The organism is Bradyrhizobium sp. SZCCHNR1015, from assembly GCF_032489875.1.
Classification (GTDB): Bacteria; Pseudomonadota; Alphaproteobacteria; order Rhizobiales; family Xanthobacteraceae; genus Bradyrhizobium.
Genome location: NZ_JAUEYW010000013.1, coordinates 169,488 through 188,790, shown reverse-complemented (window position 1 = coordinate 188,790; position 19,303 = coordinate 169,488). Strand labels below are relative to the sequence as shown.

16 protein-coding genes are annotated in these 19,303 nt (G+C 64.9%); 6 read left to right on the top strand and 10 right to left on the bottom strand.

Annotated elements, in window-relative coordinates; genetic code table 11:
- Positions 1-42: 42 nt before the first annotated feature.
- The 5 genes from QX128_RS22730 to QX128_RS22710 all read right to left on the bottom strand — a co-directional run bounded on the left by QX128_RS22730 (position 43) and on the right by QX128_RS22710 (position 6,073).
- Positions 43-822, bottom strand: a complete 780-nt coding sequence (locus QX128_RS22730) for an SDR family oxidoreductase (RefSeq protein ID WP_315800818.1) — start codon at positions 820-822, stop codon at positions 43-45.
- Between the two features lie 218 nt (positions 823-1,040).
- Positions 1,041-1,508: a TerB family tellurite resistance protein gene (locus QX128_RS22725; protein WP_315800817.1), complete on the bottom strand. Its 468-nt coding sequence runs from the start codon at positions 1,506-1,508 to the stop codon at positions 1,041-1,043.
- Between the two features lie 126 nt (positions 1,509-1,634).
- Positions 1,635-3,044, bottom strand: a complete 1,410-nt coding sequence (locus QX128_RS22720) for an adenylate/guanylate cyclase domain-containing protein (protein WP_315800816.1) — start codon at positions 3,042-3,044, stop codon at positions 1,635-1,637.
- Positions 3,045-3,108: 64 nt separating this feature from the next.
- Positions 3,109-4,500: a cytochrome P450 gene (locus QX128_RS22715; RefSeq protein WP_316238578.1), complete on the bottom strand. Its 1,392-nt coding sequence runs from the start codon at positions 4,498-4,500 to the stop codon at positions 3,109-3,111.
- 205 nt (positions 4,501-4,705) lie between these two features.
- Positions 4,706-6,073 carry a hydrolase gene (locus QX128_RS22710; RefSeq protein ID WP_316215463.1) on the bottom strand — a complete coding sequence of 456 codons (1,368 nt, stop codon included), beginning with the start codon at positions 6,071-6,073 and terminating at the stop codon, positions 4,706-4,708.
- A gap of 177 nt (positions 6,074-6,250) precedes the next feature.
- Here QX128_RS22710 and QX128_RS22705 point away from each other — a divergent pair, with 177 nt between their 5' ends.
- Entirely contained in the window at positions 6,251-7,933 is a 1,683-nt protein-coding gene (locus QX128_RS22705) for an MFS transporter (RefSeq protein WP_316238577.1), read from the top strand.
- 31 nt (positions 7,934-7,964) lie between these two features.
- Here QX128_RS22705 and QX128_RS22700 read toward each other — a convergent pair whose 3' ends face one another.
- Together QX128_RS22700 and QX128_RS22695 are read right to left on the bottom strand one after the other, a co-directional pair.
- The gene (locus QX128_RS22700) at positions 7,965-8,180 is read right to left on the bottom strand and encodes a hypothetical protein (RefSeq protein WP_316238576.1); all 216 of its coding nucleotides are present in this window, start codon (positions 8,178-8,180) and stop codon (positions 7,965-7,967) included.
- A 115-nt stretch (positions 8,181-8,295) separates the two neighbouring features.
- Positions 8,296-8,580 (bottom strand): hypothetical protein, encoded by a 285-nt coding sequence (locus tag QX128_RS22695; protein ID WP_316215468.1) that lies wholly within the window; start codon positions 8,578-8,580, stop codon positions 8,296-8,298.
- 325 nt (positions 8,581-8,905) lie between these two features.
- Here QX128_RS22695 and QX128_RS22690 point away from each other — a divergent pair, with 325 nt between their 5' ends.
- A complete protein-coding gene (locus QX128_RS22690) occupies positions 8,906-9,949 on the top strand; it encodes a polysaccharide deacetylase family protein (RefSeq protein ID WP_315800810.1) in 1,044 nt (347 codons plus the stop codon).
- 75 nt (positions 9,950-10,024) lie between these two features.
- Here QX128_RS22690 and QX128_RS22685 read toward each other — a convergent pair whose 3' ends face one another.
- On the bottom strand, positions 10,025-10,438 hold the full coding sequence (locus QX128_RS22685) for a hypothetical protein (protein WP_315800809.1): 414 nt from the start codon (positions 10,436-10,438) through the stop codon (positions 10,025-10,027).
- A 428-nt stretch (positions 10,439-10,866) separates the two neighbouring features.
- Between QX128_RS22685 and QX128_RS22680 the strand changes: the two genes are divergently transcribed.
- Positions 10,867-11,445 (top strand): hypothetical protein, encoded by a 579-nt coding sequence (locus QX128_RS22680; protein WP_316180206.1) that lies wholly within the window; start codon positions 10,867-10,869, stop codon positions 11,443-11,445.
- Positions 11,446-11,479: 34 nt separating this feature from the next.
- Here the strand turns inward: QX128_RS22680 and QX128_RS22675 are convergent, their stop codons facing one another.
- Positions 11,480-12,886, bottom strand: a complete 1,407-nt coding sequence (locus QX128_RS22675; protein ID WP_316238575.1) for a GSCFA domain-containing protein — start codon at positions 12,884-12,886, stop codon at positions 11,480-11,482.
- A 1,119-nt stretch (positions 12,887-14,005) separates the two neighbouring features.
- The gene (locus QX128_RS22670) at positions 14,006-14,671 is read right to left on the bottom strand and encodes a peroxiredoxin-like family protein (RefSeq protein ID WP_316238574.1); all 666 of its coding nucleotides are present in this window, start codon (positions 14,669-14,671) and stop codon (positions 14,006-14,008) included.
- Here QX128_RS22670 and QX128_RS22665 point away from each other — a divergent pair.
- From QX128_RS22665 to QX128_RS22660, 3 genes are all read left to right on the top strand, one after another.
- The gene (locus tag QX128_RS22665) at positions 14,660-15,673 is read left to right on the top strand and encodes a LysR family transcriptional regulator (RefSeq protein ID WP_316238573.1); all 1,014 of its coding nucleotides are present in this window, start codon (positions 14,660-14,662) and stop codon (positions 15,671-15,673) included. The genes QX128_RS22670 and QX128_RS22665 overlap by 12 nt on opposite strands.
- Entirely contained in the window at positions 15,658-15,858 is a 201-nt protein-coding gene (locus tag QX128_RS33245) for a type I restriction enzyme endonuclease domain-containing protein (RefSeq protein ID WP_410053172.1), read from the top strand. The genes QX128_RS22665 and QX128_RS33245 overlap by 16 nt, the downstream gene beginning before the upstream one ends.
- 539 nt (positions 15,859-16,397) lie before the next feature.
- Complete coding sequence (locus QX128_RS22660; protein ID WP_316238572.1) at positions 16,398-18,878, top strand: hypothetical protein; 2,481 nt, start codon at positions 16,398-16,400, stop codon at positions 18,876-18,878.
- Positions 18,879-19,303 lie beyond the last annotated feature (425 nt).

Below are 19,303 nucleotides of genomic sequence, written 5' to 3'. Positions count from 1 at the left end.
TGAGCGAGCGCACATTGCAAAGCAAGGGCCGGGCCAGCGCGATCAGCTCCGCTTCAATTGCAGCCGCCCGACCGCATCGAGGATGAAGCCCCGCGGGAACCAGCGCAGCAGGAACGGTACGATCTTGATGCCGAGCCCGGGCAGCACCACGCGCTTGTCGGCCATCAGGCCGCGGTAGCCGGCCTCTGCCACCGCCTTGGGCGAGACGTTGAGGATCACCGAATCCACGCCCGGTTTGAACCCGGCGCGATCCTGGAATTCAGACGGCACCGGACCGGGGCACAGCACGGTGACCCGGACGCCATGCGGCGCCATCTCCTTGCGCAGCGCCTCGGTGAACGAGATCACATAGGCCTTGGAGGCGTAATAGACCGCCATGCCGGGCCCCGGCAGGAACCCGGCCACCGAGCCCAGATTGAGAATGCCGCCCTTGTTGCGGATCAACTGCTCGGAAAAGCGCAGCGACAGCTCGGTCAGGGCGCGGACATTCACCGAGATCATGTCCAGCTGCTCGGCGCGGTCGAGCTGCACCGCCTTGCCGAACAGGCCGAAGCCGGCATTGTTGACCAGATATTCCAGCTCCACGCCGGCGGCGGCCAGCGCGGCCTCGATGGTCGCCCCGGCGTCGGCGGAGGTGAGATCACAGGGGATCACCAGCGGCGCCGGGCCGCCTTTGGCCGCGATCTCCTGCGCCAGCGCGGCGAGCCGGTCTTCGCGCCGGGCCGTCAATGCGAGCCGGTGACCATTCGCCGCAAACACGCGCGCCAATTCGCTGCCGATCCCGGCCGACGCACCCGTTACCAGCGTGACACGTTCACCCACAATCCTGCTCTTCGATCACAATCCACACATCATCCAATAGCGGCGGACGAGAGCATAGGCGGACGGGAACATGCAAGACGCCGCGATCGGCAGTCCTGCACCAGATTGCAGTAATAGTTTCGGATTCACATAGGTTTACATGCAGGGGGCGAGGTCCGGAACAAAATTAAAGTTTGTTCATCTCCGGATCACGCCGGTTCCGGCCGAGACAGAGCGGTTCACGCGGGAGCGCCGGACTTGCGCGCCGCGACCCGGTGCTTGATGTCGATGCGGTCATGCGTGGAGATGCCGAGCAGCTCCGAGGCGCGCCAGACCACATTGTCCTCGAACTCGGTCACCTTGCCGTCGGCGAACACCAGCTCCCACATCATCTCGACGATGCGCAGGCGGCCGGCTTCATCGACCTCGCGCATGATCACGCTGGTGAAGCGATAGAGATCGACCGCTTCGCCCTCGGCCAGCATGGCCTGGGCGATCAGCCGGTCGGCGGAGCCGTGGTCGAGCCCGAAGCGCAGCTCGATCAGGCCGTGCAGCTTGCGCCGCTCGATCTCGCTCGGCTCGCCGTCCAGCGAGATCACGTGGATCAGCAGCGCGGTTGCCGCCAGCTGATAGCCGTTGTCGTCGAAGGCCGGGGTTTCGTGCGGCGAAACCACGTCGGCGATGAATTGGCGCAGTCCTTCGAGCATGGCGTCCTTCGCTGTTGGATCCCTTGGCGGCCGCAAGCCGGTCGGCAACTGCTCATTATATGCAAATGCCACGCGCCGCCGGCAATCCGCCGCGGCCTGCGCAGCGCATGACATTTCGGTAAGGCCTCAGGGGATTTCGTACACCATCATCCGGTCGGCGATGCCGCGCAGCGCCGCGTGCTTCTGGATCGGCGCGATCTTTGCGCTGCGCAGGATGTCGGCGACGCCCGGGCTCTCGATCACCGGCGCGGTGAGGTGGATCTCCTGCGCGGTCGACAGGCTCTGCACGCGGGCGGCGATGTTGACGGTCTGGCCGAAATAGTCCTGGCGGTCGTTCAGCATCACCGCGAGGCATGGCCCCTCATGGATGCCGATCTTGACCACGAGATCCTCAGTGCCCCGCTCGGCGTTCAGCCGCTGCATCGCCGCGCGCATGCGCAGGCCCGCGGCGAGCGCATGCTCGGGCTTGATGAAGGTCGCCATCACGGCGTCGCCGATCGTCTTCACCACCGCGCCCTTCTCGGCGTTGATGATCTCCAGCAGCGCGCGGAAATGGGCGCGCACCAGGTCGAACGCCGCGAGGTCGCCGACGCGTTCGTACAGCGCGGTCGAGCTCTTGAGGTCGGTGAACAGGAATGTCAGTGAGGTGATCTTCAGCCGCTGGTCGATGTTGAGATTGTCGGCCTTGAACACGTCGCGGAAGGTCTGGTTGGACAGGATGCGCTTGGCGGTCAGGAACGGCCGGCGCTTGCCGAGGAGATGGTGGAGCGCATCGCCGGCGATGAACACCGTCGGCAGCGTCCGTACGCCGGCCTGATTGTCGAGCGCCAGCCGCAGCGGGCCTGGACGCAAGGTGACCGAACCGGTCGGAGGATGCGTCTTGTTGAACAGCAGCCCGAGTTGCTGGCGCTCCCTGGTCGGCTCGCCCTGAACGTCGATGAAATGCGCAGAATGCGTCACCGGCTCGAAGATGATGATGAAATCCGACGGGAGCTGCAGCGATAGCACCGCCTTCTCGCCGGCCGGCAGCTCGAGGGCATCGAGGGTCACTTGCTCGCTCAGCGAAGCAAAGGACTCCCGGTCGAGGTCGATGCCGGAGCTCCAGAAGATCTGCTTGTAATACTCCCAGAGCGTCAGCGTGTTGGGATCGTGGGCTGCGATGCGCCTGACCTTGGAGGTCACGGTGAAGGCAACCTCGACCTGCTCGTCGACGGAGGGCTCGTAGCCGCACGCGCATAATCCGCAATGGTAATCGTCATGGCGGAGGGATTTCAGCGTGGCGTGCGCATCGAGCACGCCGCTGCAGCCGGGACACAGGACGTTCCAGGTGAGATCGAACAAGCCGATCCGTGCCGCATGGAGGAAGCCGGAGATGACCTGCTCCTCGTCGAGACCTGCGCGCGCGGAGAACTCGAGGGCGTTGATACGGTTGAGCTCGTGATCTTCGCCCGACTCGATCAGCCGTATGATCGCGTCGGCGACGGCCGGATGGGCGGTCTGCTTCAGAACCGAAAGCTGGGCCTGGATGTCGCTCATGCCCGGCTAAGATGGGACTTGGCAAACCCGCAAGCAAGTGCCGGGCGTGGCTGCCGCGTGGCGGTCAGACCTCCATCCTGGACGTGATCTTGAACAGCGGCGACCGGTCCGGCTGCGTCGTCACCACGCCCACCGGCAGCACCGGCGCGCGGTCGACGAGCTCGATCCTGAAGGCGCCGACCAGCCGCGCCAGCGCCAGCACGGCTTCGACGAGCGCGAAATGCGCCCCGATGCAGACCCGCGCGCCGGCCCCGAACGGCAGATAGGCGAAGCGCTCCGGCGGCGGCGCGCCCGGCACGAATCGCTCGGGCTTGAAGGCGTTGGGGGCATCCCACAGCTTCTCGTGCCGGTGCAGCAGCCACGGCGAGATCAGCACGACGTCGCCGCGCTTCACGGGGAACGCGGCGATCCGGTCCGGGCCGCCGGCGGCGCGCGCGATCAGGAACGCGGGCGGATAGAGCCGCAATGTCTCGTCCAGCACGGCGCGCGTGAACGGCAGTTGATCGGGGTCGCTGAGATCGGTCGCGGCGCGCGCCTCCTGCGCCAGCCTGTCCTGATTGGCTGGATCGAGCGCGATCAGATACAGCGCCCAGAACAGTGCCGTTGCCGTGGTTTCATGGCCGGCGAGGATCATGGTCGCGACCTCGTCGGCGAGTTGTGCGTCGGTGAACGCCGCGCCGGTCTCGGGATCGCGTGCCGCGCCCATCAGGTCGAACAGGTCGCGCGGCGGCGCGTCCTCCAGCTTGCCGGCGGCGCGGCGCTCCGCCATCAGCATGGCGACGAAGGCGGTCCAGCGCTTGCGGAACCGCCGGCGCGCGACATCGCGCGGTGTCGGCCAGGACAGCGGCAGCACGATGTCGAGCAGATGCGGGCTGGCCAGCCGCGCGCCATATTCGTAGACGAAATCGCGCAGGGTGGCGCCGTGGCGGCCCATCTCGAACGAGAACATCGTGCGGCCGGCGATGTCGAGCGTCATGCGCTGCATGATCTCGCGCAGGTCGAGCGGCTGCCCGCATTGCGGCCTCAGCCTGGCGACGGTCTCGTCGCTCACCGCGACCATGTGCGGGACGAGGCCGGAAACGGCGCGTGGCGTGAAAGCCGGCGCGAGCGTCCGGCGCTGGTGCTTCCATGCCTTGCCTTCGGCGATCAGCAGCCCCTCGCCGAGCACCGGACGCAGCACGCGGATGGCGCCGACGGTGCGGCCGTAGTTCTCCCAATTGTCGACCAGCACATGCTTGATCGTATCGGGCGTATTGAGAATGTAGCTGGAGCTGCCGAAGAAGCGGCCGCGAATGATGTCGTCCTCATAGGCGCGCTGGCTCCAGGTCGCGATCGCGTTGTCGCCCATCATCAGCACGCGGCGCAGCGCGCCCATGCTGTCCGGCGCCCGCGGCGGTGTTGGCGGTATCAGCGGCAATCGTGCCTGCGGCAGATAATGGACGTCGGCGGTACTCATTCACGGCCTCTTGACGCTGTCACGAGCCTGGAACCATCGATCGGCTGCATTGCGACCAACCGAGCCCCCGGCTGCAGGCCGCGCCGGGCCGCCGCGCAGGGACGGTCTTCTGCCAGAGGTAACGCTGTCATCTCGCTCGCAACGCGAGAGGGAGAGAGCGATTCCGCGCTCTTCGAGGCTGTGATGTACCATCATACTCCGGCAACTAATTAGTCAGCTCGATCATTGCAATCCTGCTCTCCGATGCTGGCCAAAGACGGGCGGCGATGCGTTCCTCGTTGAACAGTCCGGTGACGCTGCGTCCGACGTCGCCCGCCGGCAGCCGCAATGTCGTTGCGGCATCGGTCGGTATTCCCTTCTGTATGTCGGCAGGTTCCTTGCCGTCGAGCAGCACGATGTCACGGGGCAGGCCGAAATAGCCGCGCGGCCTGATCATGATGAGGATCGCTCCAGCGCCGGCATCGGCCTTGCCGAGCGGCCGCGCCGCGCGCAGATGCACGACGTCGGACGAACGCGGGAATGGCGAGCGGTAGAAATGCGTGATCGGCGCGCCCGGCGAAGTCAGCACGATCTCGAGATAGGACGTCGGGTCGACCTCCGCGGGACCCCAGCGTCCGTCGGCGCCGGTCTGGCCGCGATACACCGGCTCGCCATTGCGTGCGCCGGTCTCGCTCGAGACGCGATAGACCTCCACGCTTGCGCCCGCCACCGGGCGATTGGTCGGCGCGCCGCCCGGCGTTGCCGTCACGAGGCCGCTGATCCGCACCTGCGGCTCCGGCTGGATCGCGATCTGCGTCGGCTCTCGGCCGGCGATGAACTTATAGATCTCCCGGAACGCGCGCGGATGGAACGCCACCTCGCGATGGTCGAGCGCGCCGATCACCAGATTGGTCGCGCCTTTCAGCGCTGGCCCCTCGGCCGTGATGCCGGTGGGGACACCGGGCTTGCCGACCAGGCGGCCGTCAGCCTGGGCATATTTGTCGAGGCCATCGCTGCGCAGCGTCAGGAAGGCGGTGCCCTCGGTCACCTCGCTGTCGCCGGCATTCAGTCCGCGCAGGAATGGGCCGCGGCCGTTGAACTCGCTGCCGGGACTGTCCTCCCAATCGAACACGCCATGATTGGGCGTGCCGCACAGCACGGCATGACTGACATCGGCGCCGCCGCCGTTCTTCACCACGTTGCGGATCGCGTTGCCGCCGCGCGAGCTGCCGACCAATGCGATGCGCGCCGCGCCCGTGCGCTCCTTGAGGGCCTTGATCGCTTCGGTCAGCTCGCGGCGCTGATCCTCGGTCGACGAGCGGCTCGGCTGCGCCACGGAATCGTCGTTGCGCGCCAGCGGGTCGGTGAAGTCCAGCGCAGCGAGGCGCGTGCGCGGCACGCCGTCGGATTCCATCCGCCACAGCGTGGTCATCCATAGCGCCGCGTGATCGCCATTGCCGTGGACGAACAGCACAGGCGGCATCTCGCCGGCCGCGGCTGCCGCCGTTTGCGCGCGCGCTGGTAAGGTCAGGCCGCTCGTGAGCAGGGGCAAGGTTCCCATGCTCTTCAAAATGGTGCGGCGCGTCAGATTCATCGGCGGTCTCCCTTTGGTCTTGTTCATGTCGTGTTCGTTGGCCGCGGTCCCTGATGCGAGCGCTCTGGGCACTGGACAGCGGCAGACATTCGCAGGCATCACATAGGTCCGGCCGGAATCAAGCGATAGTTCGATGCGATCTTATCGGAGGCGACCTGGCGACGTGGACGGACCCGCATGAATGCGCCGCAGAAACGTGAGCTGTTCGCGGCCGAGAGCATCGCCGCGCCGCTCCGGCACGCGGTGTTCCGCCGCATCTGGCTGGCGAGCCTGCTGTCGAACCTGGGCCTGCTGATCCAGGCGGTCGGCGCCGCCTGGGCGATGACGCAGATGACGTCGTCGGCCGACAAGGTGGCGCTGGTGCAGACCGCCTTGATGCTGCCGGTGATGTTCATCTCGATGCCCGCCGGCGCGATCGCCGACATGTACGACCGGCGCATCGTCGCGCTGGTCGCGCTCGCGGTGGCGCTCGGCGGCGCCGCCACCCTGACGGTGCTGGCATGGTACGGGCTGGTGACGCCCGAGCGCCTGCTGGCGCTGTGCTTCGTCATCGGCAGCGGCATGGCGCTGATGGGGCCGGCCTGGCAATCCTCGGTCAGCGAACAGGTGCCGCCGGAGACGCTGCCGGCCGCGGTCGCGCTGAACGGCATCAGCTACAACATCGCGCGCAGCTTCGGACCTGCGATCGGCGGCGTCGTGGTCGCGGCCGCCGGCGCGGTCGCGGCGTTCGCGGCCAATGCGCTGCTGTATCTGCCGCTGCTCGCGGCGCTGTTCCTGTGGCGGCGCGTGGTCGAGCCGAGCCGGCTGCCGCGCGAGCCGCTCAACCGCGCCATTGTCTCCGGCGTCCGCTACATCGTCCATTCGCCGTCGATCCGGATCGTGCTGATCCGCACGCTGGTCACCGGCATCATCGGCGGCTCGATCTCGGCGCTGATGCCGCTGGTCGCGCGCGACCTGCTGCATGGCGGCGCGCAGACCTACGGCATCATGCTCGGCGCCTTCGGCATGGGCGCGGTGGTCGGCGCGCTCAACATCGGCGAGATCAGGAAGCGGCTGTCGGGCGAGGCCGCGATCCGCACCTGCGCGCTCACCTTGGGCGCGGCCACCGCGGCCGTCGCGCTCAGCACCGCGCCGGTGCTGACGGCGGCGGCGCTCGTCATCGCCGGCGCGGTGTGGATGCTCGCGGTGGCGCTGTTCAACATCGGCGTGCAGTTGTCGGCGCCACGCTGGGTCGCGGGCCGCGCGCTCGCGGCATTCCAGGCGGCGATCTCCGGCGGCATCGCGATCGGCAGTTGGGGCTGGGGACGTCTCACCGACGCCGCCGGCGTCGAGGTCGCGCTGCTCGCGTCGGGAGCGCTGATGATGGTGTCGCCGCTGCTCGGCCTGTGGCTGCGGATGCCGCCGATCGGCGCCCGCAACGAGGACGGTGAGACCCTGGCCGATCCCGAGGTGCAGCTCGAGCTGACGCCGCGCTCCGGTCCGCTGGTGGTCGAGATCGAGTACCGCGTTGCCGAGGACAATGCCCGCGCCTTCCACGACCTGATGCAGGACGTGCAGCTCAGCCGCCAGCGCAACGGCGCCTATGGCTGGTCGATCGCGCGCGACATCGCCGATCCCGAATTGTGGACCGAGCGCTATCACTGTCCGACCTGGATCGACTATCTGCGCCAGCGCAACCGCTCGACGCGCGCCGAGCGCGAGCTGCACAAGCGCGCGATCGATTTCCACATCGGCACCGACCCGGTGCGCATCCGCCGCATGCTGGAGCGCCCGTTCGGTTCGGTCCGAGCCAGGGACGACATCGACCGCACCGCCGAGCAGGCGCCGGCTGTCGCCTCGGCGGCTCGCAGCGGGCCGTAGCTCCTCCGGAGCATCTGCATTGAGCAGGCGCTTACTGCCCGTGCTCGGTCAGCACCTTCTCGCAGGCCTTGGACAGCTTGGCGCGATGCTCCTTCAGGCAGGCCAGCACCGCCTGGTCGCCGTTGTTCATCACGGCGCGGCAATGCCGTGACACGTCGCGCGCGCACGCGTCCTGACCGGGCTGCTGCTGGGCCGAGGCGGTCGACGCGATCAGCACCAGGGGGATGATCAGTGTGAGTTTGTTCATGACTGGCGCCTCGCTCCCGGCATTGAAGGTTTGGCGGCGCTTTTAGTGCTCACAACCGGGCCTCGCAAGCGCCCCGGTCGCAGCCGGGGCGCGCAGGCGGGAGCCGGAAGCGTTCTCAATTGGCGTCGCCCGCCTCGGCGACCTTGCCGTTGCGCCTGGATAGCTCGCGGTCGAGCACGACGCGGCAGCCGGAGCTCAGCGACGAGCGGTTCTTGATCATGCAGGCGGTGATCGCCGGGATGTTAGGGATCTCGCTGCTGCACAGCCGGAAGGCGTCGCCGGTGCACATCTGCTGCGCCTCGGCGCTGAAGGCGAAGCTCGCGGTCGATGACAAGGTCGAGACGGCGGCAAGGCCGACGACCGTCAGAGCGGCCTTCATCAGATTGGTCGAATTCGTCATGGCTGGCTCCCATTGGCGCCGCATGTCGCGGGCCGCGTTTCAATGCGCCCATCATGGTCCGATCCCGCTCTAGCAACCGTGATGCCGGTCACGCCAGATCCGGCGGCTCAACCCTGCCCGGCAGGTTCGGCAGGCCGATGGCCGCGGCGACATGTCGCTCCGGTCAACTGCCGATCTCGCGCCGGCATCATCCTGGAAATCTTGGCTGATCCTGCCCGTGTTGGCACCGCGTTAAGGATTCGTTGGCACTAATGGAAGCTAATCGAAGCAGGCGGACAGCGTTGCGTCCGCCATCGAGTGTCTCGCGTTTTCGGGAAGAGTAACCATGCGTCATGCGTTAGGCTTGCTGCTGGCCACCGTCGTCGCGGCGTTGGCGATCACCGGTGTCTGGTACTACGTATCGAAGCCCAGCGCCGCCAAGGCCGCCGCGCAGAGCGCAGCGGCGAAGCCGTCCGAGCCGGCGCCGCCTCCGGCGCGCGTTGCCGCCAAGGCCAGCGCGAAGGATGATGTCGAGACCACCGGCACCATTCCCACGCGCACGGCCGCGAGCGTGCCGGCGCCGGTGCAGCCCAGATCGACCTGCGCCAATCCGGACGCGCTCGGCATCTCCCGCACCGTCATGGTCGACACGTCAGGTGGCCCCGGCTTCGGCCTCGACCACTTCAAGCAGTTCGACTTCCTCGCCGACCGCGAGGTGGTGCTGACCTTCGATGACGGCCCGTGGCCGGTCAACACGCCGGCGGTGCTGAAGGCGCTGGCCGACGAATGCACCACCGGCATCTTCTTCTCGATCGGCAAGCATGCGACCTATCATCCGGAGATCCTGCGCCAGGTGCTGGCCGCCGGTCACGTGGTCGGCGTGCACACCTGGTCGCACGCCAACCTGAACGGCAAGAAGATGACCGACGAGATGGCGAAGGAGGAGCTGGAGAAGGGCTTCAGCGCGGTGAAATTTGCGCTCGGCACCAACCCGGCGCCGTTCTTCCGCTTCCCGCAGTTGCAGCACCGGCCGTCGGCGGTGGCCTATCTCGGCAGCCGCAACATCGCGATGTTCTCCTGCGACGTCGACAGCTTCGACTTCCGCTCCAAGGACGCCGACCAGGTCGTCAACACCGTGATGGCCGGGCTCGACAAGAAGGGCAAGGGCATCATCCTGATGCACGACTTCCAGAAGAACACGGCGCTGGCGCTGCCGACCCTGCTGCGGCGGCTCAAGGCCGGCGGCTACAAGGTGGTCGCGATGAAGCCGAAGGGCACGCTCGACACGTTGCCGGAATATGACGCGATGATCGGCCAGGATCCGAAGCTGCCGACCACGATGACCAATGCGCGGCCGATCTCGAGCGTGATCCAGACCATCTCGCAGTGATCGCTGCATGACCTCTGCGCGCGAAAGGCCGGGCGTTCGCCCGGCCTTTTTCGTTTGTCCTCTGTTGCCGGCCGCTCACCAATAGATGCCGTGGCGATGCAGCTCGCGGACGATGCGGGCTTCGGTCCAGCCCTTGCGGCGCGTCCGGTCGGAGCGCGCCGATTTCGACCGCCGCGATGATCGCTGCACCGAGCCCGGCTGCGGTGCCGGCGCCGCAGTGGCGGCGGGCTGCAGCGGCGACGGTGCGGCGGCCGGAGCCGCTGGCGCGACCGGTGGCGCAGCGGGCGGGTCGATGGGCTGGGTCTGGGCCGCGACGGCCGGAACGGGCGCCGGGGTGACGGTGACCTCGCCGGCCTGCTGGACGTAGGTCGGCCGCGGCGCCCGCGCGGCGGCGTCGTTCGACGACAGCGACAGGCTGCGTGTCCCCTCGGCCCGCGCGACCGTGGCGGAGGCGAGCACCATGGCTCCGATCAGGATCATCTTGCGCATCGAGTAAGCTCCCCTTTGTTGGCTGCGGGAAGTTTAGCCGCCAGCGCGGCGGCTCGATGTGACCGCCGTCACACTCGGCATTGCGCGCGCGAATGGAGCCGTATGCCGGCACACGGCAGTGCGGATCGGCGCACCATCTTTCTCGAAACCTTTTCCAGCGCCGCGGCGATGTCCGTTCAGGACAAGGGAGCTCGGGACGAGCCCCTCCGGAAATCCACCGGCTGCAGCGCTTGGGCGGTGAGCACCGCGGCGGTCGGGCAGATTCGGCTTCTGCTACCAAATTACCGTCACGAGGAGGTGGTCCATGGTGCCGGCGAGATCTCCGTCTTGAGGTATGATCGTATGCATGTGTACTGTTCGTTGGTGCTGTTCAGAAGATTCGCCGAATCCGATAGGGAGAGTGATCGATTCGCGGGAAGGATGCGCGCATGCGCCGGGTGATCGTTGCAGTGTTCTTGGCGGCCGTGACCCTGCTGGCCGCCAGCGGGCAGGGCCGGGCGCAGTCCGGCGACGACAACGTCGAGGAGATCTACATCGCGCGGAGCGTGCGCCAGGGCCGTGTCGTGCCGTCGGATTTCTGCGCGCCGACCAAGACCGGCTTCGCGCCGGCGCTGGAGGATCAGCTATCGATCCGCTCCGTCGGGGTCCGGCCGGCTGACGGCCGCATGACCGAGACCGGCGACAAGAGCATTGGCGAGATGCGGGTCTGTATCGGTCAGGCGATGGATCCGACCCTGCTCGGCACCTACACCGAAGGCCAGCTCAACGGCATCGCATTCACCGGCATCGGCGACTGCCGGCTGGTGCGCGGCAATCTGCCGGAGGACGGCCTGCTCACCCACCGCTGCTTCCTGGCGCTGTCGGGCTTGCCGGAGCCGTATGTCGGCGGCTTCCTGGTCTCCAGCTCGCTGTATTCGAAGACGCCGTTCGGCACGGAAAGCTCGCCCCCGGGCTACGCCCAGGCCGGCATCCTGATCATCCGCCTGTGGAAGAAGCGGCTGCCCTGAGGCAGCCGCCTTCGATCGCCGTCCCGACCGGCGCTCAGGCCGGCGAGAAGGTCTGCACGAAGGCGCGGACGGTCGCGGACACCTTGTCCTCCGAGACGTGCCAGGCGGCGCCGTCGTCGGCGGCGAAGAAGCTCGACGCGTTCGAGCCGGCCCAGCGGAATACCTCGAACGACGGCCAGTACCAGATGTCCGCGAGGTTCGAATTGTTGACGACCTCGTGCGCGACCAGCCGCATCGTGCTCTTCGACAGGCAGTCGGCCTGCACCACCGATTCATATTCGAACGAGGTCAACAGCGGCACCGGCGACACGGTGACGATCACCTTGATGTCCGGCCGGATGCTGCGGATGAACTCGATCAGGTAGAGGACGTTGTCGACGTTCTCCTGCACGCTGGCGGTGCGGAACTTGTACTTCTCCGCCAGCGCCCGCGAGTTCAGCGCGGTCGGCCGCGGCAGCACGAAGGCGCCGGTCTCGCGGTCGAAGAAGGCCGCGGCGACGCCAAGCGTCAGGATGAAGACGTCGGCCTGCTTGATGACCGCCAGCGTATTCTCCGGGCTCGATCCCGGCGGCAGCAGCTCGACGATGCGCTCGCGGATCTCCGGATCGATGTTGGCGCCGCGCAGCCAGTCGACGAACACGCGGTTGGCGAAGGTCGTGTTGATGTACTCCGAGATCTCCATGTGGTGGCTGTTGTAGCCGCTGTCATTGAGGCTCTTGGAGAGGTTGCGCGCGAAGCACGAGCCCATGGTGAAGAAGCGCGTGCTCTTGTCGAGAAACTTTGGCGCGGCGGCGAGGTTCACGGCGATGTGGCTGGTGATCAGCGTCTGCAGGTCGCCGAGGAAGTCCTTGGTCTCCGGATAGCGGCCGACCTTGGCGCGGCCTGCCTTGGCGTCCTTGACCTTGCCCTTCTTGGCGTTGGTGCGCGAAAGCTCCAGCGTCTCGCGGTTGAGCGGGTTGTCGTAGGCCGGGTTCAGCTTGATCGCCTTTTCGAGCGCGGCGACAGCCTCCTCGAACTCGTTGTTCTGGGTCAGGATCTCGCTGAGCGAGAAATAGTCGGCGGCCTCGTTGGAGGCTGCCGCGAGCTTGCGGAACAGCTCCATCGAGCGCGTGAACGGGCCGACATGGCTGCAGCGCACGGCGGCGCTGCGGATCAGGTGCAGATTGCCTTCGGTGGCCTGCTCGAAGATCTCGGGGTTCTCGTCGAGGATCGCCAGCATCATGTCGCGCGCCTCGGCGCGCTTCTTGTGCGAGCCGTCGTCGATCAGCTGCGCATAGATGAAGCGCGCGTTGATGTCCTTCGGGTCGAGCTCGAGCAGCTTCTGGAACGCGAGCTGCGCGCTGACGAAATCCTTGTCCTCGATATATTTGTAGGCGAGCGTCCGGATCTGGCCGAGGATCGACTGGAACTGGGTGTTGTTGTCGAGGGCAGTGGTGCTCATGTCGCGGGGTCGCCTTTGTCTCGCGTTGCGTCTTCGGCCGTTGGTCCGGTGCCGCTGCCGGCAGCCGGTGCATCGCCAGTGCCGGTCGAGTCGTCGCGCGCACAGGCGCCGTGCCCTCGCGAGAGACGTCCCACCATGACCTCTGGATACTGATCGCCACCGGCCCTGCCGCTGGCGTACGCCCGAGCGCAACCGGCACCTGCGGGATTCGAACGCGACGGACGCGCTCGTCCGGATCACCGCCAGCCGCCAGTGCGGGCATTCATCCCGCCGCTCGCGCCGGACGATGGCGCGATTTGGGTTAAGCAATTGTTAACCGGCGAGGGGCGCGCGGCGGGGGGAGACAATACGATTAGAGAGGGACCGATGCCGCGAGCCAACATCACACCGCAGATCGCGAGGACGCTGCCGACCAAAGTTTGCGCATGTCGGGCGACCGAGGCACCACGAAAGGCACCGTTTCATACCCGTGCGCCGCATGTCCGTTTCGCCCTCAAGTGCGGCGTGCGAATGGGGCACGCCTATATCGAAGAGATGGGCCAAAATCTGTCTGCCGGAGCACTCGCCTGACAACAAGCAATGGTTGAGTTAAATCAATAATACTCTGGGACGAGTATGCATAGTGAGGAGAACAACAGGAGGAAAAGCCATGCATACCTCAATATCGCTCATGCTCGCATCAGCCCTGTGCATCTGTGCAACCGGTCAAACAGCTCTTGCACAAAACCCATTTGGTCACCCGCCCGTACGAATTGCACCACCTTCTAGTCCGACCGTGGGCCCAATCCATCCCAGAGAGAATTGGAAGACCGATTTAGGAAAAGCGTGGTTCAAGATAGCGCCGCACGCGGACGACAGGGAATGGAAGCGAGAGCAGAAGGCGCCAAGCGTCGTTGGTGCGCCACGCGGCTAGTGGTTTCGCTTATGCCAAGGCGAACGACCCGGCTGCGACGGCTTGGCGTGGAGCCGACAATCAAAGCAGTTCTGGATATGAATGGATCCTCTTGATGCCTCAGGCGCCGGCTGCTTCGCGTGAAAGGATCGGTCGTGTTCGCCATGCTATCTGCGACAAAGCCGGAGATCCAATTCGTTCCCCGACTCCGGCTCGAGAATGCCGCGTTAGACCGCGCTCGAACGCTTCAGCTGATCGAGGACGGGCAACACGTCCGTAGGCTCCGGCCTGCGCGTATAGTCCGGATTGATTTCCGCGTAGGCAATGACGCCGTCCTGCCGGATCACGTATCGCGCCGGCATCGGCAGCGTCCAGCTGTCCTCACCATTGAAGGCGACGAGGTCGGCGCCGAGCTGCTTGTGGACCGCCTGCAGGTCTTCGGGAAGGTGCCAGCGGATCCCGAATTTCGAGGCCAGTTCGCCGCCCTTGTCGCCGACAATGGGGAAGCCGAGCTTATTGTTGCGCTGGGCTTTGCGACTGTTGGCGGCTGTCTGCTGTGAGACGGCAACAAGAGATGCGCCCCGCGCTTCGATTTGAGACCGAGCCTCCTCAAGCGCCTGAAGGTCGAGATTGCAGTAGGGGCACCAGGCGCCGCGATAGAATGTCAGGACCAGCGGACCTCTGGCCAGCAGGTCCTGCGACGACACCAGCTTGCCGTCCGGATCGGGCAGCGCAAACACCGGAGCGCGGTCGCCCGCATGCAGAGCACGGCCCGCCTGACCCGAAGCGATCAGCTCGTCGGTGACGCGGTGCATGACCGCCACGACCTCAGGCGGCGCCATTTCGGTTTCGAATTTCGTCTTGAGGGCATTCAGTTTGGCTTGAAGGGACATCGCTTTTTCCTCGGTTGGGACGCATCCGCGTCCTGCGATCGGGAAAGTGCTCCATCCAAATCCAAGCCAGTAGACGGGGATTATGGCTTTCAGTTATCCATCTTTGCCATGAATGATCACCTCTCGTCGTTACGCCTGTTCGTTCGCGTTGCCAGGCGGGGGTCCTTCTCGGCCGGCGGCCGCGAGCTCAATATTCCTCAGCCGACGGTGTCTCGCACGATTGCAGCCCTCGAGCGCAAGATGGGCGCAGCTCTGTTCACACGCACGACGCGCGCCGTCACCCTGACCGAGGCCGGCGCCGACTTTCTGGCGCGGGTCGAACCGATCCTCAGCGCGCTCGACGAAGCCGAATACGCGGTGCGCGGGACCGGCGAACTACGCGGGGTTTTGCGCGTCGGCCTTTCATCCACCTTCGCGATCCGGGAGATCGCGCCGCGCCTTCCAGTTTTCATGGACCAGCATCCGGCGCTGCGGGTCGAGCTCGTGGCCGACGACATGCGGCAGAACTTCGTGAGTGAGAGCATCGATATCGGGCTGAGATTCGGGGCGCTTCCGGATTCGTCGGCAGTGGCGCGTCGTATTGCGGCATGGCCACGCGTGATCGTCGCTTCGCCGGCCTATCTCGAACGGTTCGGCGTTCCCCAGACGCCCGCCGACCTCGCAGCACATTCCGTCATCGTGGGACCGTCGCGCCTCGGCCCCGCCTGGACGTTCCGCAAGAACGGCAAGGCGACGTCGGTGCGCGTGGGCGGCCGGCTGACGGCGACCGTCAATGAAGTCGCGACAGCAGCAGCAGTTGCCGGCCTCGGACTAACCTCGATGGCGAGCGTCGGTTGCCGAGGCGAGATCAAGAACGGCTCCCTCGTTCGGGTGTTGGCTGACTGGGATATGGGGTCGGTCGAACTGCATGCCGTGTTTCCGGACGGCAGAGGCTCCAAACCCTCCGCAAGGACCTTCGCCGATTTCCTTGTCGCTGAATCCGCCAAATGGTCGGCTGCCTAGCCCTCGTCGCGGCCATTCGGAAGTCGGGCTCGATCGACTGGACTCGCAAGGAGAGCGTTCGGGCCAGAATGAGGATCGAGGTTCGCAAGCTTGTTGGTGCGATATGGATATCCACCCGATCTCTAGAAAGCTGCGGTCGATCTGGTCGTCCGATAGCGGAGGCGTTCGCGAACGTTTGGAATTGATCGTCGTTGCAATGTGGCCGGGGCGCCGCGCCTGTCGGTAATCAAAGTGCGGGTTCCTTTGCGCGGCATGCATTAAGGCGGCCTTGCCGGAAAGGCTATGCGGTAGCCCATGTCCCTGTCCCACCAAGTTGGGTGTGGGGATAGCGGGACAGCTCGTTCGAGGGCTGCGCTCCCGACCGCTCGCTGGATGCGCCCTGGTCTTTGGCGTCCCGGCTTCACACGAAGGCAGGGGCCAGGTAGCCTACGGCCCTTCGACCTGCCTTCTGCATCCGGCGCAAATCACGAGATCGATGGTGCAGCGAGCAGTAGGGGTGGTTCTATCGTTCTCAAGTGCAAAACTACTAGCGTCGGCGTCGCCAAAATCGACGTGACGCTCTTCCATTTTAAGGTCATGGATTTCTACCAGCGGGCTGTTGTTGCCGCATCGCGACTTCTTGAACTTTACGAACGGCGCCGGCCTGGCGTTCTTGAGAGCCGTGCCGCTACTTTAATTTGCCGCTCAAGAAAAGTGGCCTAATAAGTAAGAAAGGGGGAAGCCAATGCGAGAATTGACGCGCACACAGGCGACGAACGAAATCCAAGTTCTCGAAGAAGTTAGCGAGGGCCTTCGCGACGCCCTGCGCCAAAACTATGACGATCTCCGCGCAAATAATCCCGCCGTTACTCGCAGCGGGGGAGACATCGAGATCGCCGCCAAACTGCACAACATCAAACTGAGTCTCAATGAGGCTCTGGAAGAGGTTGGCCGGCGCGGTTATGGTCGCGTCATTTTTGTTCGACAAGAGGACGACGCCGGCAACGTTCTGAAAAACGGCGTCTATCGAGTCTCGCAAGCGAACGCGAGCCTTCCTGAAGCATCGATTATCGCACGAAACAGTCCGCTGGGCAGTCAGATTGCGTCATGCCGTGTGGGTGAAGAACTCGAAATTAGGCTACCCGGGGGAGAGCGCTATTTCATTGTGACGTCGCTGGTCGACATTGAGGGCGCGGTTCAGCTGCTACGACCCAATCCGGACATCAAGCTTGCGCGATTTCAAGTTGCCGGCGATCCCGTCGTGGACGTCGTTAGGGGCGTGCGCGCCTTCCTCGAACCTCCAACGGCGCCAGCTGCTCGTGTAGCTGACGAGCAACCGGTCAAGGAGGCCCGCGGCGCGGCGCCCCCCAAACCCGAAATAGAGTCTACGCGGGCAGCATCTGATTTATTCTGGCCGTCCGATTGGTCCAGGGTCGTCTTCGCCGACGAACCAGACGCAGCGCTCGGTTCTCAGTTCTTCACCCGGACAACACGCGAGCAGGAGGATGCCATACGTACAGTTCGCGGCGTGACGGCGGTTCACGGAATCGCCGGCACCGGCAAGACATCGGTTGCCCTTGGACGCCTAAAGTTCTTCGCAAATTTCCGATCAGGCGAGCATATGCGCGACTATGGACTCAATCCGAACGATTGGGCGGACTTCGATTCGTCCGACATGCTCGGCTTCGTGCTCAGCCCTAGCCTTGTTCAGTACCTCAAGCAGACGGCCGAAGAACTTGAGATGCGCATGAAAATTATGGACTTCGAGGAATATCGAAATCAGGAAAGACATTCGCGTCGCCTTTTCGGCCGCCCGTACAAGCGCTCTCCCGATACGAATGACGTAATCCAACAAACGGTGCTCTGGCTTAGGGTTCTCGCAGACGCTGTCTGCCTGCACTTGGCCGAGACGATGGAAGCCACGCTGCGAGATCCCCTTGCTAAACCTGAAACGCCCGACGGCTTGAGGACATCCGATGCTCGCTCGCAGAATATGGAGGGTGGGTTCTGGCGCAGCGGTCCTCTGAGAGCGCGGATTCTGGGACTTGCTCGTGGGCTAAAGGTGGGGAGCAATGGGCTCCAGGGGCTGGCTGCATCGTTGGACCGTGATGTGCGCCTTAGCGATCACGAGACAGCGTCACTCAACGACTTCGAACGTCGTGCGTTGCGCGACGCTGTCCTTAACATATCCCTTCGTTTTTTCCGGTTGCTAAACCCGACCGAACTTTATGTCGAAGTGCACAAGCGCCCTGACTTGTCATCGCTACTAGCGAAGAACTTTCCAAATGAAGTGTCGGTGGTGGCTGAAGTTGTAAATCAAACAGCGCGCCGCCTTGAGGAGCGGCTCGTGACGGACGGTGACGTGGTTACGGCGCTGTGCCTCAACGCGCTCGCCTGTGATGGGTTCGAACGCGATATCAAAGATATTCCCTACGTCCGGACATTTTCAGATCGCATAGGCGTGTTCATTGATGAGTACCAGGATTTCAGCGAACAGCAGGTCTTCCTGATGGGGTATCGTGCCAAACGGAAATACCGCCAGATTACAGTCGCGGGCGACCTCGGCCAGCAGTTGCATGTCGGCGGAATCCAACAAATATCGCACGCCTTGCCATATGTAGGGGAGCCAATTCGACAAATAATGCTCGACACAAACTTCAGGCAATCACGGCCGCTCGCGCGGCTCTCCGACTGCTTTCGTGCATGCACGACTGGCGAAGCTGAACGGTTGGGAGAACCACCTATCGGCGCACCGATGCATACTTTTCAAGATCGAGCCGAATTGGCCGACTTTGTAGCGGCAAGAATCAACTCATTGCCAGCGACCGCTAGCGTTGTAGTAATCAGCCCGAATGCGGAAACCACGCAAACTTGGTTCGAGCTGATGGCGCCAAGCCTGGAAAGCTCCTTCCGTAACCCGATTGTTTCAGATCGTAGTCGGCTAACAGAACGATTGAAAACGCATTTCACGACGCCGCTGCAGGCAAAGGGACTTGAGTTTGACGTCGCTGTCGTGCCGGACATTTCTGAGTTTAGTGACGAGGACCTACTACAGTTGAATGGGCTCTACGTCGCGGTCAGTCGTCCCCGCCACGCCGTCGCGCTTGGCTGCTGCGACACGAACCTCGCGCACAAGCTTGTGAAGCGGCTTTGCCAGCGTGGCGATCTCGTCCCGGTGTCGCTTAGCGACGTTGAGGCGGGCGCCGACAGGGGCGGGAGCAAGTAGAAGCTCCCGGACAAGAGGGGCGCGCTATGGAACGGCAGCTGACGGACGACGAGCGTGCCAGACCTTTCCCGGGTATCCGCACGTCCCGGGTATCCGCACGCTCTCACTGCCTCAATGTCACTTCGCGGCGGAATGTAGCCCCTGGAATTGGCCTTTGGCTCGATAGTGGAATGAACGCTGACGCGGCACCTTTCTCATCGTCCTGCTCGGGAGCCAGGGCCGCAGCAACGGAGCAGCGCGGGGCGCGATTCCGAATACCAGAAATTTTGTTGACAGCCTCCCCAAATCAGTGGTTTGATCCGTGAATCCCGCCCGCACTGAGAGGGGCGCATCGCGATCGTCACGGGACGTTGCGGCGGGGAGCGGTGGCCGCGGGGCGACGCAGCATCCTTGAGGGTGCGGACGAACGTCGTTGCGCGGACGGT